Annotated in this window: 12 protein-coding genes; 5 read left to right on the top strand and 7 right to left on the bottom strand. The window is 62.7% G+C overall.

Translation table 11 applies throughout. The features are described from left to right. Window positions 1-19 precede the first annotated feature (19 nt). On the bottom strand, window positions 20-1,669 hold the full coding sequence (locus tag OP494_RS13340) for a dihydroxyacetone kinase subunit DhaK (protein ID WP_280541421.1): 1,650 nt from the start codon (window positions 1,667-1,669) through the stop codon (window positions 20-22). Window positions 1,670-1,724: 55 nt separating this feature from the next. Continuing rightward, window positions 1,725-3,023 (bottom strand): NAD(P)/FAD-dependent oxidoreductase, encoded by a 1,299-nt coding sequence (locus tag OP494_RS13335; RefSeq protein WP_280541420.1) that lies wholly within the window; start codon window positions 3,021-3,023, stop codon window positions 1,725-1,727. Window positions 3,024-3,285: 262 nt separating this feature from the next. Between OP494_RS13335 and OP494_RS13330 the strand changes: the two genes are divergently transcribed. Together OP494_RS13330 and trpE are read left to right on the top strand one after the other, a co-directional pair. Further along, window positions 3,286-3,957, top strand: coding sequence for a phosphoglycolate phosphatase (locus OP494_RS13330; RefSeq protein WP_280541419.1), 672 nt, complete (start codon window positions 3,286-3,288; stop codon window positions 3,955-3,957). Window positions 3,958-4,183: 226 nt separating this feature from the next. After that, complete coding sequence (trpE, locus tag OP494_RS13325) at window positions 4,184-5,671, top strand: anthranilate synthase component I (protein WP_280541551.1); 1,488 nt, start codon at window positions 4,184-4,186, stop codon at window positions 5,669-5,671. Window positions 5,672-5,726: 55 nt separating this feature from the next. On the opposite strand, the gene OP494_RS13320 is transcribed toward trpE, so the two are convergent. Further along, window positions 5,727-5,870 (bottom strand): hypothetical protein, encoded by a 144-nt coding sequence (locus OP494_RS13320; protein WP_246895344.1) that lies wholly within the window; start codon window positions 5,868-5,870, stop codon window positions 5,727-5,729. Window positions 5,871-6,032: 162 nt separating this feature from the next. Then, window positions 6,033-6,485, bottom strand: coding sequence for a DUF2501 domain-containing protein (locus tag OP494_RS13315; protein WP_280541417.1), 453 nt, complete (start codon window positions 6,483-6,485; stop codon window positions 6,033-6,035). Between the two features lie 446 nt (window positions 6,486-6,931). On the opposite strand from OP494_RS13315, the gene OP494_RS13310 reads away from it, so the two are divergent. From OP494_RS13310 to trpC, 3 genes are read left to right on the top strand one after another with little or no spacing between them, the layout of a single operon-like run. Beyond that, window positions 6,932-7,519: an aminodeoxychorismate/anthranilate synthase component II gene (locus OP494_RS13310; RefSeq protein WP_280541415.1), complete on the top strand. Its 588-nt coding sequence runs from the start codon at window positions 6,932-6,934 to the stop codon at window positions 7,517-7,519. Between the two features lie 13 nt (window positions 7,520-7,532). Further along, window positions 7,533-8,564: an anthranilate phosphoribosyltransferase gene (gene trpD, locus OP494_RS13305; RefSeq protein WP_040241971.1), complete on the top strand. Its 1,032-nt coding sequence runs from the start codon at window positions 7,533-7,535 to the stop codon at window positions 8,562-8,564. Next, window positions 8,564-9,376 carry an indole-3-glycerol phosphate synthase TrpC gene (gene trpC, locus OP494_RS13300; protein WP_246895342.1) on the top strand — a complete coding sequence of 271 codons (813 nt, stop codon included), beginning with the start codon at window positions 8,564-8,566 and terminating at the stop codon, window positions 9,374-9,376. The genes trpD and trpC overlap by 1 nt, the downstream gene beginning before the upstream one ends. A gap of 106 nt (window positions 9,377-9,482) precedes the next feature. Here trpC and OP494_RS13295 read toward each other — a convergent pair whose 3' ends face one another. From OP494_RS13295 to OP494_RS13285, 3 genes are all read right to left on the bottom strand, one after another. Continuing rightward, a complete protein-coding gene (locus OP494_RS13295) occupies window positions 9,483-11,282 on the bottom strand; it encodes a sodium:proton antiporter (protein ID WP_075369878.1) in 1,800 nt (599 codons plus the stop codon). 152 nt (window positions 11,283-11,434) lie between these two features. Beyond that, entirely contained in the window at window positions 11,435-11,635 is a 201-nt protein-coding gene (locus OP494_RS13290; RefSeq protein ID WP_280541411.1) for a DUF2905 domain-containing protein, read from the bottom strand. Between the two features lie 11 nt (window positions 11,636-11,646). After that, window positions 11,647-14,859 carry an FAD-binding and (Fe-S)-binding domain-containing protein gene (locus tag OP494_RS13285; protein ID WP_280541409.1) on the bottom strand — a complete coding sequence of 1,071 codons (3,213 nt, stop codon included), beginning with the start codon at window positions 14,857-14,859 and terminating at the stop codon, window positions 11,647-11,649. Window positions 14,860-14,898: the final 39 nt, after the last annotated feature.

Genomic DNA, 14,898 nt, shown 5'->3' with positions numbered 1-14,898 from the left:
TCGCCCTCATAGGCCGTGGTCATAGACAGCGCGCCAACGTTTCGAAGACCCGCGCAACGGCTTCAGCGCCGGGGTCGACGACACCTTCCAGGGCACTGTCGGGGATATAGGCGGCACGTCCCGCCCGGGCGCGGGAGAGCGTCGCCGTATGCGCGGCACCCTGACGCGCTGCCTGGGCCGCTTCGGTGAGCGTGGCGTCTTTTTGGAGCGCCTGGAGCGCGGGAATCAAGGCATCAAGCAGGGTGCGGTCGCCGGGTTGGGCGCCGCCATAGGTCTGCATGCGCTCGACCCCTTGCCAGAGGCTGTCGACCAGGTTGCGATGCTCGAGGCTGGTCGCCGTGGCGGTCATCAGGATCGATAGCAGTACCCCGCTCGAGCCGCCCATGCCGGTGGCCAGGCATTGTCCAAGGCCTGCGAATAACCGTTCGGGGTGGGCGGTATCCAGCCGGCCTGCCGTCAACGCCTGCTCGATGGCATCGGCGCCCTCCACCAAGCTGCTGCCGGCATCGCCGTCGCCGCTCTGGGCATCGAGCCCGTCGAGATCGTCACGTGCATCGCGTAAAACACTGAGCACCTGAGTGAGCGCCGCCGTAACGTGCGTCGCCTGGGGTGCGTTGTCTTGCTGTGCGCCGTTGCGGGCGACGAGATTGGGCGTGAAAGTGTCCGGCGGGCGCACGTCCTGGACGCCGGGCCAGGCAGGGGCGTCGGTAGGCGCCTGCAAGGCTGTACGCATGGCGTCGTCGGCGGCCATTAGCGTCACCGAGAAGCCGTGCATGTCCAGCGAGGTCATCAAAGGCGCGGGGCCGATGAGCTGGGTCAGTCGTGCTGGGCCGAGTTCATCGATCAAGCTGGCGGCCAGTACGCCCATCTCCTGTGTCGAACAACTCCCGAGGTTGTTGAGCAGGGCGATCCAGCCGTCGGTATGACCACGCGCCTCGAGGGTGGTCGCGAGGGGCGTGACGACGTGGCTCATGGCGTCGCGTGCGCTATCCGGCACGATATGCCGGGCGCCCGGCTCGTTGTGGATGCCGAGTCCCAGTTCCGGGCTTCGGTCGGGACGTGCTTGGCCTGGCAGAGTGGCTGGCGTGAGCGCCATGCCCATCGAGGCCATGCACTCGCATGCGTGCTGAGCCAGCGCTTGAATATTTTCCAGCGCGTCTTGCTGCTGCGCGTGATAGCCGGCGATCTTGTGAATCAGCAGCGTGCCGGCAAGGCCGCGTGGCTGTGGCGTATCGGGCAGAGAGATATCGTCGGCGACGATGACCATGGCGACCTTGAGGCCTTCGCGACGCGCATGTTCGGCGGCCAGTCCGAAGTTGAGCCGGTCCCCGGTATAGTTCTTGACGACCAGTAGGCAGCCGGCCGACCCACAGACCTCGCGAATGGCAGCGAGTACGGCGTCCATGCTGGGCGAGGCGAACAGGCTGCCTGAAATCACCCCGGTCAGCATGCCGTCGCCGATGAAGCCCGCATGCGCGGGCTCGTGTCCGGCGCCGCCACCGGATAGCACCGCGACTTGTCGCTGGCCGAGCGTATCGCGATCCCAGGCGCGACGAATCAGGATGCGCACGCCGCTTTGGGGCTCGGCAATACGCAAGGGGGCGAGGTGGCCGGCGGCGTAGAGCACGTCGGTGACGACGCGTGAAGTGTCATTGAAAAAATGTTGCATGAACGGGCTCCATGATCGAGATGGGCGGTGTCTCGATCATGGTGGTCCGACTAGATTAGTGCAACTTCATGCGTGGGCGCAGGTAGCGATTGAGGCCATCGACGACGACGGTCATGCCGGTTTTGACCACGCCATGGATGGCCATCTGATGCATGCGGTAGAGCGAGGCATAAAATAGCTTGGCCAGGCGCCCCTCGATGAACAGGCTGCGTGCCGAGGTGCCTCGCATCAGGCTGCCCACGGCATCGAAGTGGGCCAGCGAGATCAACGAGCCACGGTCGCGAAACACGAAAGGCTTGAGAGGCTTGTCGTCCATGGCCGCGCGCAGGTTGCGATACAGCAGGGTGGCCTGCTGGTGGGCCGCTTGGGCGCGCGGTGGCACGCGCGTGTCGTCGGGCTGAGGGCATGAGGCGCAATCGCCGAAGGCGAAGATGCGCTCGTCGTCGAGACTCTGCAGCGTCTGGTTGACCTTGAGCTGATGATTGCGCTCGGTGGCAAGGCCCAGTTCGGATAGAAACGCTGGTGCGCGAATACCCGCCGCCCAGACGTTCAGATCGGTGGCGATGCGCGTTTCGTCGGCGGTAATGAAGCCGTGTTCATCGGCGCAGGTCACGCGGGTGTCGACGTGGATCTGCACGCCGAGCTTTTCCAGTTCCTTGTGCACGGCCTGGCTTATGCGCTCGGGGAGTGCGGGTAGAATGCGTGGTGCCGCCTCGATCAGGTGGATCTCCAGCTTGCCGCTGTCCATGGCGGTGAAGCCGTAGCTGTGCAGCATCTTCGAGGCACCGATCAACTCCGCAGCGAGCTCGACCCCGGTGGCACCGGCGCCTACCAGGCCCACGCTCAGCTTGGGATGGGTTCGACGTTCGGGGTCGCTGTAACGCAGAAAGGTGTTGAGCATGTTCTGGCGGAAGTTTTCGGCCTGCCCAGGGCTGTCGATGAAGTGGCAATGCTTGGCGACGCCGGGGGTGCCGAAGTCGTTGGAAACACTTCCCAACGCCATGACCAGATAATCGTAGTCGATCGTGCGGGCAGGGAGGATCACGACGCCGTCGTCGTCGATGATCGGTGCCAGCGTGATGGTGCGGTTGTCGCGATCGAGGTTGCTCAGCGTACCGCGCTGGAAGCCGTAACCATGCGCCTTGGAATGACCCTGATAGGAGACTTCGTCGAGGCTGGAGTCGAGCACGCCCGTGGCTACTTCGTGTAGCAGGGGTTTCCAGATATGGGTCGAGTTGCGGTCGACGAGCACGATCTCGGCGCGTTGGCGCTTGCCGAGCTTGCGTCCCAGACGGGTCACCAGCTCGAGGCCGCCGGCGCCGCCACCGACCACCACAATACGGGGTGTGGACATACTGACTCCTGGAGAAGACATTGAGAGGTTTGAAAAGAGGGTCGCCAGGGTCGGGCATCGCAGCGGAAAGGCAAGGGCACGAAACGCACGATGGTGAACTGTGCGTCGTGACGAGTGGGCGCTGGCGCCTAGTGTCGGCGACGTCTGCGTATAGAATAACGCTGTTCGCGTACCAAGAACACCGTGGAGCACGCGCGACGTCGAGTTTTTGCGTAATATTACATGCATTATGGTAGGCGCTTTCTGGTTCAAGGAGACGATCATGTTATCCAGCGCGATACATCCCGCTCTCGAGGGCATTCGGCTCGTGGTCTTCGATCTCGACGGGACTCTGATCGACTCCGTACCGGACCTGGCTGCGGCGGTCGACGGCGCGCTCCGCGAGTTGGGATTGCCGGAAGTCGGTGAGGCGGCGGTGAGGGGCTGGGTCGGCAACGGCTCTGGCAAACTCGTCGAGCGGGCGCTTTATGCCGTCGGCGCGCAAGACACGGAGCTCGATGCCGCGCATGAGGCTTTCTTACGCCACTATCGGCAGGCGCCATGCCGGTTGACGCAGGTCTATCCCGGTGTTCGCGAGGCGCTCGAAGCGATTGGCGCGCGCGGTGTGACATTGGGGCTGATTACCAACAAGCCGACGGCGTTCATCGCCCCTATTCTAAAATGCCTGGGCCTTGAACATTACTTTGCGCTGACCTTGGGTGGCGATGCCTTGTCGACCAGGAAACCCGATCCGGCGCCGCTGCTGCATCTGGCGGACCGGCTCGAGGTCGCGCCGAGTGCATGCCTGATGGTGGGGGATTCACGACACGATGTGGAAGCCGGTCGGCGGGCGGGTTTTCGTACATTGGCGGTGCCATACGGGTACAATCACGGCGAGCCGGTGGCCGCGAGCGAGCCGGATGTCATGGTTGAATCGCTGGGGGAACTCGTTTAGTGTTTTTCGATGCTGGCGTCTATACGCTAAGCCTTTGATAATCATCTGCTATAACGGATAGCGTTTCATGGATCTGGATGCTCCCTCATTCCGTAGAGCCCATGCGTTGATGCGCGCAGTCAAACGCTGGCGATGGTGATGCTCGCCGACTCGTCCGAGTGTCGGCCTCATGCGGAAGTGCGAATTCGTCACGACGTAGACTTTCACCAAAGGAATGCAGGGCATGATGACCCCCGAACGCTTCACCGAGCTGGCGCAGGCCGGCTATAACCGTATCCCCGTGACCCGCGAAGTGCTCGCGGATCTCGACACGCCGCTTTCTACCTATCTCAAGTTGGCCGATGCGCCCTGGACCTTCCTGCTCGAATCCGTGCAGGGCGGTGAGAAATGGGGGCGTTATTCGATCATCGGCTTGCCGAGTCGCGAACGCATCGAAGTGCGCGGCCAGGTGGTGCGTCATATCGCCGATGGCGAAGTGCTCGGCGTGACCGAAGTCGATGATCCGCTGGCGTGGATCGAGCAGTTCCAGGCGCGCTTCAAGGTGCCGCAGGTCGACGATCAACCGCGTTTCGATGGTGGCCTGGTCGGGTATTTCGGCCATGACACCATCCGCTATATCGAACCGCGCTTGCGGGGCGTGGAAAAGCCCGACCCCATCGGGGTGCCGGACATCCTGCTGATGGTCTGCGATGAGCTGGTGGTTTTCGATAACCTCTCCGGGCGTCTGACGCTGTGGACGCACGCCGACCCCGACGCGACGGAGGCCTATCCGCGAGCCTTGGAGCGTCTCGAAGCCCTGGAAATGAAGCTGCGCAGCGCTACGCTCAACACCGTTAGTCCCGGTACCGGTGGGCCGGCGGTGGAGGAGGGGCATTTTACCTCCGGCTTTACCGAGGCGGGCTTCAAGGACGCGGTCGAGCAGATCAAGGAATACGTGTTGGCCGGCGATGTCATGCAATGCGTGCCCTCGCAACGCATGACGATTCCGTATCGCGCGGCGCCGCTGGATCTGTATCGCGCGCTACGCAGCCTCAACCCGTCGCCCTACATGTTCTTCTTCAACCTCGACGATCACCACGTGGTTGGGTCATCACCGGAAATCCTCACGCGTCTGGAAGACGGCGAGGTCACGGTGCGTCCCATTGCCGGCACGCGGGTACGTGGCCAAAGCGAGGCGGAAGACAAGGCGCTCGAGGCCGAGTTGCTTGCCGACCCCAAGGAGATCGCCGAGCACCTGATGCTGATCGACCTGGGCCGCAACGACGTGGGACGCATCAGCGAAACCGGCTCGGTCGAGGTCACCGACAACATGGCCATCGAGCGCTATTCGCACGTCATGCATATCGTCTCCCACGTGACCGGCAAGCTGAAGCCCGGCATGTCGGCACTCGACGTGCTACGCGCCACCTTCCCGGCGGGCACGCTTTCTGGCGCGCCCAAATTCCGCGCCTTGCAGATTCTCGACGAACTCGAGCCGGTCAAACGCGGAGTATATGGCGGGGCGGTTGGTTATCTTTCCTGGCACGGCAACATGGATACCGCCATCGCCATTCGCACCGCGGTCATCAAGGATGGACAGCTACACGTGCAGGCCGGCGCAGGGATCGTTGCTGACTCGGTACCTGAGCAAGAGTGGCAGGAAACCCTGAACAAGGGCCGCGCGCTTTTCCGCGCGGTGGCGATGGCCGAGCGTGGCCTCGACAATCTCGGCTAACGAGGAGCGGCGCAGAGCACCGAGGATGTGACCACCTACTCCTGCGCATGAAGGTTTAGCGTGAAGATGAGTCGTTGGGCGATTTCTTACGGCGGTTCTGATACTTATCGGCCATTTGCTTGGCCGTTCGTTTTGCCTTTTCGCGGTTCTCGGGCTTGCGGAACCAGTTGGCAATGGCGGCGCCTATCATGCGTTTCATCGTTGCCTCCTGCGAATGAGGAATGTCTCTAAGCCATGTCTTTAAGCATAGACATGGCGTCGTCCCGTGGCGAGATCAAGTGCCAGTCGTGACCGTGCCGTGCAATGCCCGGCACGGCACACTTCACGCGCAGGGGTTCCAACCGCGAGGCCGTTGGGGGAGTTAGCCCCCAGCAAATGACATGGCTTGGTCGGCAACCATCCCACAGGCTTTCTCGCCGACCTTGTCGCCGAGGGACGTCAGATTGAATTCCTGATCGTCGCCCTGAAGGATACCGCTCAAGCCTTGCTGGTAGTCATTGTCATCGGTGGGCTCGGAATTGATCCCTAGTTGCTCCATGACTTGGTCCTTCGCGATATCGGCGCTACTACCCAGATAGCCGTTATCCTGGCAATAGCTGATCACGCCCGTGAGATTGGTCAGGCTACTAGGGTTGAAGGAACCGCTGGACAGCGTGCTCAACAGGCTGGCGCTGCCATTGCCTCCACCCCCGCTACCGGACATCATGTCCGTTGCTTCATCTTTCATGCTGTCGAGAGAAAATGCCTGTGCCTGCCCCATAGACATGAGGCCGAGAAAACCGGCGAGGGCGAAGCTTTTAAAACGTGTATCCATACAATCGTATCCATGTCAGTAAAGAGCGCCCCCGCATAAGCAGCACGTAGGGGGCATCCGTGTGACCAGCTGTCGATAGCGATGTTCCTTCTGCAAGATCATTCGCGCATGAGCATGTCCGCGCCATCGGTAAGCAGGCGCGACAGGCAGAGGTTAATGTGGTGGCGGGAAGGGCGGCTGCGAGCGCTTGACATGCTCCGTGGCGCGCGAGCACTATAACGGCTATGAATATACCAGATCTGACATTCGGTCCCATGCAGTGGTGGCGCTCCTGAGCGAGGGGCGGCACGCTTGTGACTGAATAAAATGCCGCCGTCAGGGCGGCATTTTTGTGTCTACTGTTCCCTGCACGGCTGGCATACCCTTATAAGCCGACCTGGATAAGATTCTGGGTAACGATCTGACTCACAAAGAATTAATGCCATAGAACTTAGGACTTTATTGCCATGTCCGTGCTGATGATCGATAACTACGACAGCTTTACCTACAACGTCGTGCAATATCTGGCGGAGTTGGGGGCCGAGGTCGTCACCTACCGCAACGACGCCATCACCCTCGAGGAGATCGAGCGCTTGGCGCCGAGTCACCTGGTGATCTCGCCGGGGCCGTGCACGCCCAATGAAGCGGGCATTTCGCTCGAGGCCGTACGTCATTTCGCCGGCAAATTACCGATCCTCGGGATTTGTCTGGGACATCAGGCCATCGGCCAGGTCTTCGGCGGCGAGGTGGTGCGAGCACCGCAGGTCATGCACGGCAAGACATCGCGGGTCGAGCACGATGGCCGTGGTGTGTTCGACGGCTTGGCCAACCCGCTCGAGGTGACGCGCTATCACTCGTTGGTGGTGGCCGAACAAGGCCTGCCTGAGTGTCTCGAGATTTCAGCACGCGTCGTGGCCGATGACGTCACGCCCGAGTTGATCATGGGCATGCGCCACAAGACGCTGGATATCGAGGGCGTGCAGTTCCATCCCGAATCGATCATGACCCGTCAGGGCCATGAGCTTCTGGCCAACTTTCTGAAACGCCGCGCGTAACGAGGAGCGAAACATGCAGATGCGAGAAGCCATCGGCGCGGTGATGCGTCGCCGTCACCTGAGCTTCGATGACACCCACGCGGTGATGAAAGCGATCATGACCGGTGAGGCCAGCGACGCCCAGATCGGCGGCTTTCTGATCGGCCTGGCGATGAAGGGCGAGACGGCGGACGAGATCACGGCGGCCGCGCAGGTGATGCGTGAATTGATGCTGCCCGTCGAGATCGACCGCACGCACCTAGTGGACATCGTCGGCACGGGCGGCGACGGGGCCAACTTGTTCAACGTCTCGACCGCGTCCAGCTTCGTGGTTGCCGCTGCCGGTGGCCGTGTCGCCAAACACGGTAATCGTAGCGTGTCGTCGTCTTCCGGGAGCGCCGACTTGTTCGACGTAGCGGGTATTTCGCTGGAGCTGCCGCCGAATGAAGTGGCGCGCTGCATCCAGGAAGTCGGGGTCGGCTTCATGTTCGCGCCCATGCATCACCAGGCCATGCGTCATGCCATCGGCCCGCGTCGCGAGATGGGCGTGCGCACCGTGTTCAACATTCTTGGGCCGCTGACCAACCCCGCCAATACGCCGAATCAGTTATTGGGTGTCTACGATCCCGCGTTGCTGACGATCATGGCGGAAGCCTTGAAGCGACTCGGCAGCGACCATGTGCTGGTCGTCAATGCCGAGGACGGTCTCGACGAGATATCCCTGGCCGCTCCGACGCATGTGGCCGAGTTGCAGGACGGCGAGATTCGCGAATACACCATCGCGCCGGAGGACTTCGGCATCGAGCGCCAGTCGCTGGCGCCGCTGAAAGTAGTGACCGCCGAGGATAGCCTCAAGCTGGTCAAGGCCGCACTGGTGGGAGATGGCCCGGCGGCGGATATCGTGGCGCTGAATGCGGGGGCCGCGCTTTACGCTGCCGGCGTGGCGGACACGTTGAAAGAGGGCGTGATCCTGGCGCAGGATGCTCAAGGGTCCAAACTGCCGCTGGAGAAGATGAAAGAGCTCGCGGATTTCACGCGTATTCTGGCCCATAAGGACGACCGCTGATGAGCCATGAACACGACACCGGCCTGCCGACGATTCTGGCCAAGATTCTGGCGCGCAAGGACGACGAGATTCGTGAGCGTCGCGCGCGCGTCAGCGAAGCACAGCTTTTAGAACAGGCGCGCCAGCAAGACGCGCCGCGAGGCTTCGTCGCTGCGCTCGAGCGGCGCATTGTGGAGGGCGACCCCGCGGTGATCGCCGAGGTCAAGAAGGCCTCGCCCTCCAAGGGTGTGATCTGCGAAGACTTCCAGCCGGCCCAGGTCGCCAAGGCATACGCCGAAGCCGGGGCCAGCTGCCTCTCGGTGTTGACCGATGCCGATTTCTTCCAGGGCCACGAGCGTGACTTGCAGGCGGCGCGCGAGGCCTGTGCACTGCCGGTGATCCGCAAGGACTTCATCGTCGATGCCTATCAGGTCAGCGAAGCACGGGCCATCGGCGCGGACTGCATCCTGCTGATCGTCGCGGCACTCGACGACGCCCGCCTGAAAGCATTGCATCAACACGCCCATGAACTGGGTATGGACGTGCTGGTGGAAGTCCACGATGCTCATGAGCTGGAGCGTGCGCTGGCGTTGGATTTGACGCTGGTAGGAATCAACAACCGCGATTTGCGCACCTTCGAGACCTCATTGGCGACGACCTTCGAGCTGCTGCCGCGCATTCCACAGCATGTCACGGTCGTCACCGAGTCGGGAATCCACACGCGCGACGATGTCGAGCACATGCGCGAGCATGACGTGAATGCCTTTCTGGTCGGCGAGGCCTTCATGCGCGAGGCGGACCCGGGCAGTGCCTTGCGTCGCCTGTTTTTCTAGACGCGCATTCGCCAGTTTCTTATGCCGTCTCCTATCGGGCCGCCTTGTGCGGCCCGATGGCGTTGGGGGCATTCAGAATTGTGGGGTATTAAGAATTGTGGGGCGTTCAGAATTCGGGGGAGTCGGGGTAGATCAAACTGATCAGGGTGTCCCCGGCACGAGGGGTAAGCGGTGCCCGGTCGTTGGCGACCCGAATGCGGCCGTTGGGACCGATACAGAATAGGGGCAACAAGCGATTCTGGTGCGCCTGGCGATAGTCATCGATGCTGAAATTGGCGCTCAACTTGGCCTTGCGAACCTCGCCGCCACGGTAGACCACGCTCGAGAGCTGGGCATACGTCACGTCTTCGCCGAAGACCATGGGCAGGTGATCCAGCGCCTGTTCCTGATGGCGATGGGCATGCTTGCTGGTGCCCGCCGCAAGGCGAAAGACTTTGCCGTGCCCTAGCACATGCTCGAAATGCAGGATCGCCAGGTTGTTTAGTTCGCGGTAGGGCGACAACGGCAGCAGGTGGCCGATACCGGTCAGTTCGAGATGCTGGGTGGCATGCTCGGAGAGCGGGTTGCCGTAGTAGACAGGCAAGCCGGCCATGCGCGCTTCCTGTACGGCGTCCCAGCTGTTGTCGGTCAGGCGCACGGTGAAACCGGATTCTTCCAACGCCTTGGCGATGGTACGGGCCACTGGGTTGGCACCGATGATCAAAAAGCCGGCGGGCGGTGGTTCGCTGACCTTCAATGCCAGCGCGATGGGACGCGACAGCAGGCTTTGCACCACGACGGTGCTGATGATGACCAGGAAGGTTACCGGCACCAGCATTTCCGCGCCCGGCATGTTCAGGTTCTCGAGCTTGAGGGCGAACAGCGAGGCCACGGCGGCGGCGACGATGCCGCGCGGCGAGAGCCATGCCAGCAGCGCTTTTTCTCGCCAATTGAGCCGAGTGCCCAGGGTGCAGACCCAGACCGCCAGAGGGCGGGCCACGCCCACCAGGATGAGCAGAAACGCCCAGGCGGGCCAGGAAAGCTGTGCCAACTGATCGACGGTCAAGCGTGCGGCGAGCAGAATGAAAAGCCCCGAGATCAACAGCAACGAGAGCGTTTCCTTGAACTCGATGATCTGCTGCGTGGGTACGCCGCGCATATTGGCCAGCCACACGCCCATCACCGTCACGGTCAACAGCCCGGATTCGTGAAAGAGCATGTTGGAGAGCGTGAACAGCGACAGCATGGCCATCAGCGTGCCGAAGCTGTGCAGGCGCTGTGGCAACCAGTGGTGGCGCAGTACACAGCCCCACAGATAGCCCCCCAGGCCGCCGAGACCGAAACCGATCAGTGCCGTTTTGGCGAATAATACCAAGGTGTAGGTGGCGGCGCCGTTGGATGCGCCCAGGGCGACGAATTCGTACACCAGCACCGCGCCGATGGCGCCCACCGGATCGATCAGGATGCCTTCCCAGCGCAGGATCTGCGAAAGGTGCTCGCGGGCGCGCAGCGTCTGCAACATGGGCAGTACCACTGTCGGCCCCGTCACCACCAGCACGGCGCCCAGGACGCTGGCCATTTCCCACGACAGCCCCAGGGTATAACGTGCCGCGACGATGCCGATAATGCCGGTGACCAGTGCTCCCCAGGTGACGAGCCGGCGCACGATGTGGCCATGGCCGCGCAGGTCGCCGAAGTCGAGCGTCAGGCTGCCTTCGAACAAGATCACCGCCACCGCCAACGAGACGAGCGGGAACAACAGGTCGCCGAGCAGCGCATCGGGCTGGAGCAGACCGGTCACGGGGCCCATGACGATACCCACGATCAAAAGCGGCAGGATCGCCGGCAATTTGAGACGCCAGGCCAGCCATTGGCAGATCAGCGCGAGCAGGCCGATCAAGGTCAGGTCGACGGCAGCGTGCTCCATGGTCGCGCTCCTTGGGGTGAACGAAAGCGCGAAGCCTAGCGTCGCCTCACGCTAGTTGCAATGCACGGCAAGCGTTAATGATGAATGTGTCTATATCGCTACTGGATGCCCCGTTATGGCGTGCTCGCTGCACCGTTTTGGTGTACGGCGATTCAGCGATTGAATAGCCACAACAGAGCCGATACGACCACGCTGACCAGGACCATGGTGGTGATCGGAAAATAGAAGGCAAAGCCCTCGCGCTTGATGGCGATATCGCCGGGCAGATGCCCGAGCGGTAGCTTGGAAAGCCAGGGCCACAACAAGCCGATGACCACGATGGCCAGGCCAATGAAAATAATCGATCGGGACATCGTCGACACCTTCAAGATCGGGTGCGTTTGAGTGCCGTCAGCAAGCCCTGTAACGGATGCGGCAGTACGGCATCGGAGAGGCGCTTGGCCTGGCTGCGGCACGAGTAACCGGTGGCCAGCAGGCGCCCGGCATTGGCGTCGTTCTCGACCGGCGCTCGCCACGAGAGATCGTAGATTTTCTCGGAGGTCTCGCGATTACGGGCTTCGTGCCCGTAGGTGCCGGACATGCCGCAACATCCGGTGGCGACGCTTTCCAGGTCCAGCCCGAAAGCCGCGAACACCTGTTGCCAGGCCTTGGTAGCGCCTGGCGCGTTAGTCTTTTCGGTGCAGTGCGTCAGCAACTTGTAGCCAGGGTCCTCGAGCGTCGGCAGGCTCGTGGGCGGCAGGGCGCGACCCAAGGACAGCAGCCATTCCTGCAGTAACAGCACCTCGGGGACGGCCTCGGGACCCAGCGCCTTGACGTACTCCTGACGGTAGGCGAGCGTCATGGCCGGGTCGATGCCCACCAACGGCACGCCGAAGTAGGCGAGTGTCTTGAGACGCCTCGCCTGGGCCGTGGCGGTCTTTTCGAATGCATTGAGGAAGCCTTGCACGTGCAGCGGTTTGCCGTTGGCGCGGAAGGGCGCCACGAAGACGCGAATATCCAGTCGCGAGAGCAGCTCGACGATATCCATCACCAGCTTGGCCTCGAAGTGGCTGGTGAAAGCATCCTGAACGATGACCACGCTGCGCGTCTTCTGGCGTTCGGTCAACAGGCCCAGCGCGGTGGGCGTGGCCTCGGCGATGCCCCACGCCTTGAGTTGCTTGGCGAGACTCGCGCGAGACAGGCTCGGGGTGTCGACCATGCCCAGTGGCCCGGCGAGAAGGCGCTCTGCGAGGCGTGTGTTTAGCAGCGCGTTATACGCAGGCGCCACCGGCTTGAGATAGGGCACGAAGAATTCCAGCGAGCCGATCAGGTAGTCGCGTGGCGGGCGCAAGTAGCGGTTGTGATAAAGCTCCAGGAACTGCGAGCGAAACTCGGGGACATTGACCTTGATCGGGCACTGGCCAGCGCAGGACTTGCACGCCAGGCAGCCGGCCATGGCGTCATACACCTCATGGGAAACATCTTCCTGGCCACGTCGCTTGCGCAGGGTGTTGCGCAGGCGATGCGGGAAGGCCTTGGTGGCGCCCCAGAGGCCCTCGGCTTGCTTCTGGCGTGATTCCTCGATGACGTCGATGCCGGCCTGGTCCTGCAGGCGTAGCCATTCGCGCATCAAGCTGGCGCGCCCCTTGGGGGAGTGCACGCGCTCGCGGGTGGCCTTCCATGAGGGGCACATGGCGTCATTGGGGTCGTAGTTGTAGCAGGCGCCGTTGCCGTTGCAATAGACGGCACTGGCATGGTGCTGCCAGACGCGCTCGTTGATCTGGCGGTCGCTTTGCCCACGGGTCGGCACGCCGTCGATGGTCAAGAGCCCCGGATCGACCCATTTGACCGGTTCCGCCTCGGCGGCCTCAGGCGAGCTAACCGCTTCATCGTTCGTGGAACTAACCGCTTCATCGCTCGTGGAAGATGTATCGGCGGGTGTGGCGATCTTGCCAGGGTTGAGCTGATTATGCGGGTCGAACGCTGCCTTGAGGCGTTGCAGGCTGGGATATAGCTCGCCGAAGAACTGGGGTGCGTATTCCGAACGCACGCCTTTACCGTGCTCACCCCACAACAGGCCGTGATAGCGCTGGGTCAGGGCGGCGACCTGGTCGGAAATCTCGCGGATCAGGGCTTCCTGCGCCGGGTCTTTCATGTCGATGGCCGGACGCACGTGCAATACCCCGGCATCGACGTGGCCGAACATGCCATATGCCAGTCCGTGCGCGTCGAGCAGGGCGCGGAACTCGGCGATGTAGTCGGCCAGGTGCTCGGGCGGTACGGCGGTATCCTCGACGAAGGGAATCGGGCGCTTTTCGCCCTTGGCGTTACCGAGCAGACCCACCGCGCGCTTGCGCATGGCGTAGACACGGCCGATCGCTGCGCGACCTTCGGCCAGGGTATAGCCCAGGCGCTCGACTTGGGTATCGGTGCCGAGGTGCGTGCAGAAAGCCTCGACGCGTGCCGCGAGGCGCTCGGGGTCGTCGTCGTTGAACTCGACCAGGTTGATACCGTGGATATCCTCGCCGTCGGCGGGGAAGAACTCGGCCACGTCGTCCCAGACGAAATCCTCCATGGCCAAGGTGAGCACCTTGTCGTCGACCGTCTCGATCGAGGTAGGGCGCGCCTGCGGCTGGGTTGAGGTGGAAAGCGCCTGCGGCTGCTCTGGTGAAGAGGTACTGCCCATCAGCGCCTTGGCATCGCGCAGGGCGTCCATGAAGCCTCGGTAGCGGACGTTGACCAGCGTCGAATGCGCCGGGATCGGCAGCACGTTGAGTGTCGCCTCGGCAAGGAAGCCAAGCGTTCCTTCCGCGCCGCACAGCACGCTGTTGAGGTCGAAGTCGCCATTATCGCGATACAGGTGTGCCAGGTCGTAACCCGTCAGGCAGCGGTTGAGTGGCGGAAACGTGGCCTTGATCAATGCGTCTTGCGTGTCGGCGATCTCGTGGGCGGTGCGATGCGCCTCGCCGATGCGGTCGTCGCGCTTGCAGGTCTGCTCGAGGGCGGCGGCATCCTGTGGCTGGCTGTGCAAGCGTTCGCCGCCCAACAGCAGCATGTCGAGTGCCAGCACATGATCGCGGGTCTTGCCGTATTCGCAGCTGCCCTGGCCGCTGGCATCGGTGGAGATCATGCCGCCAATGGTCGCGCGGTTGGAGGTCGAAAGGTCCGGGGCGAAGAACAGGCCATGCGGCTTGAGGGCAGCGTTGAGCTGATCTTTCACCACCCCGGCCTGGACACGCACGCGGCGGTTTTCCACGTCGATCTCGAGGATCTGGTTCATGTGCCGCGAGACGTCGACCACCAGGCCATCGGTGAGCGACTGGCCGTTGGTGCCGGTACCCCCGCCGCGGGGTGCGAGCACGATGGCTTGAAACTCCTCACGCCCGGCGAGTCGTGCCAGGCAGGCGAGATCCTCGGCGTCGCGCGGATACAGTACCGCCTGCGGCAAGCGCTGATAGATGGAGTTATCGGTGGCCATTACCGTGCGATTGGCGTAGTCCGGGGCGATGTCGCCACTGAAACCGGCCTGGTCGAGCGCATCGAGAAAGCGCAGATAGGGTGTGGCGGTGCGTTCCGGGGTATCCAGGGGTGCGATCATGAAGTCTCAAGCCATCGGTCAGCGTCGGGCGGCGGTTTC

It is taken from the genome of Chromohalobacter sp. 11-W (assembly GCF_029889905.1).
In the GTDB taxonomy this organism is placed as follows: Bacteria; Pseudomonadota; Gammaproteobacteria; order Pseudomonadales; family Halomonadaceae; genus Chromohalobacter.
Note: the sequence above shows the minus strand (reverse complement) of the source record. Positions and strands in the feature narration are given on the sequence as shown.

Coding starts and splice junctions, on each gene's coding strand:
- OP494_RS13340 (WP_280541421.1), bottom strand. CDS start 1,669: ATGCAACATTTTTTCAATGACACTTCACGCGTCGTCACCGACGTGCTC.
- OP494_RS13335 (WP_280541420.1), bottom strand. CDS start 3,023: ATGTCCACACCCCGTATTGTGGTGGTCGGTGGCGGCGCCGGCGGCCTC.
- OP494_RS13330 (WP_280541419.1), top strand. CDS start 3,286: ATGTTATCCAGCGCGATACATCCCGCTCTCGAGGGCATTCGGCTCGTG.
- trpE (WP_280541551.1), top strand. CDS start 4,184: ATGACCCCCGAACGCTTCACCGAGCTGGCGCAGGCCGGCTATAACCGT.
- OP494_RS13320 (WP_246895344.1), bottom strand. CDS start 5,870: ATGAAACGCATGATAGGCGCCGCCATTGCCAACTGGTTCCGCAAGCCC.
- OP494_RS13315 (WP_280541417.1), bottom strand. CDS start 6,485: ATGGATACACGTTTTAAAAGCTTCGCCCTCGCCGGTTTTCTCGGCCTC.
- OP494_RS13310 (WP_280541415.1), top strand. CDS start 6,932: ATGTCCGTGCTGATGATCGATAACTACGACAGCTTTACCTACAACGTC.
- trpD (WP_040241971.1), top strand. CDS start 7,533: ATGCAGATGCGAGAAGCCATCGGCGCGGTGATGCGTCGCCGTCACCTG.
- trpC (WP_246895342.1), top strand. CDS start 8,564: ATGAGCCATGAACACGACACCGGCCTGCCGACGATTCTGGCCAAGATT.
- OP494_RS13295 (WP_075369878.1), bottom strand. CDS start 11,282: ATGGAGCACGCTGCCGTCGACCTGACCTTGATCGGCCTGCTCGCGCTG.
- OP494_RS13290 (WP_280541411.1), bottom strand. CDS start 11,635: ATGTCCCGATCGATTATTTTCATTGGCCTGGCCATCGTGGTCATCGGC.
- OP494_RS13285 (WP_280541409.1), bottom strand. CDS start 14,859: ATGATCGCACCCCTGGATACCCCGGAACGCACCGCCACACCCTATCTG.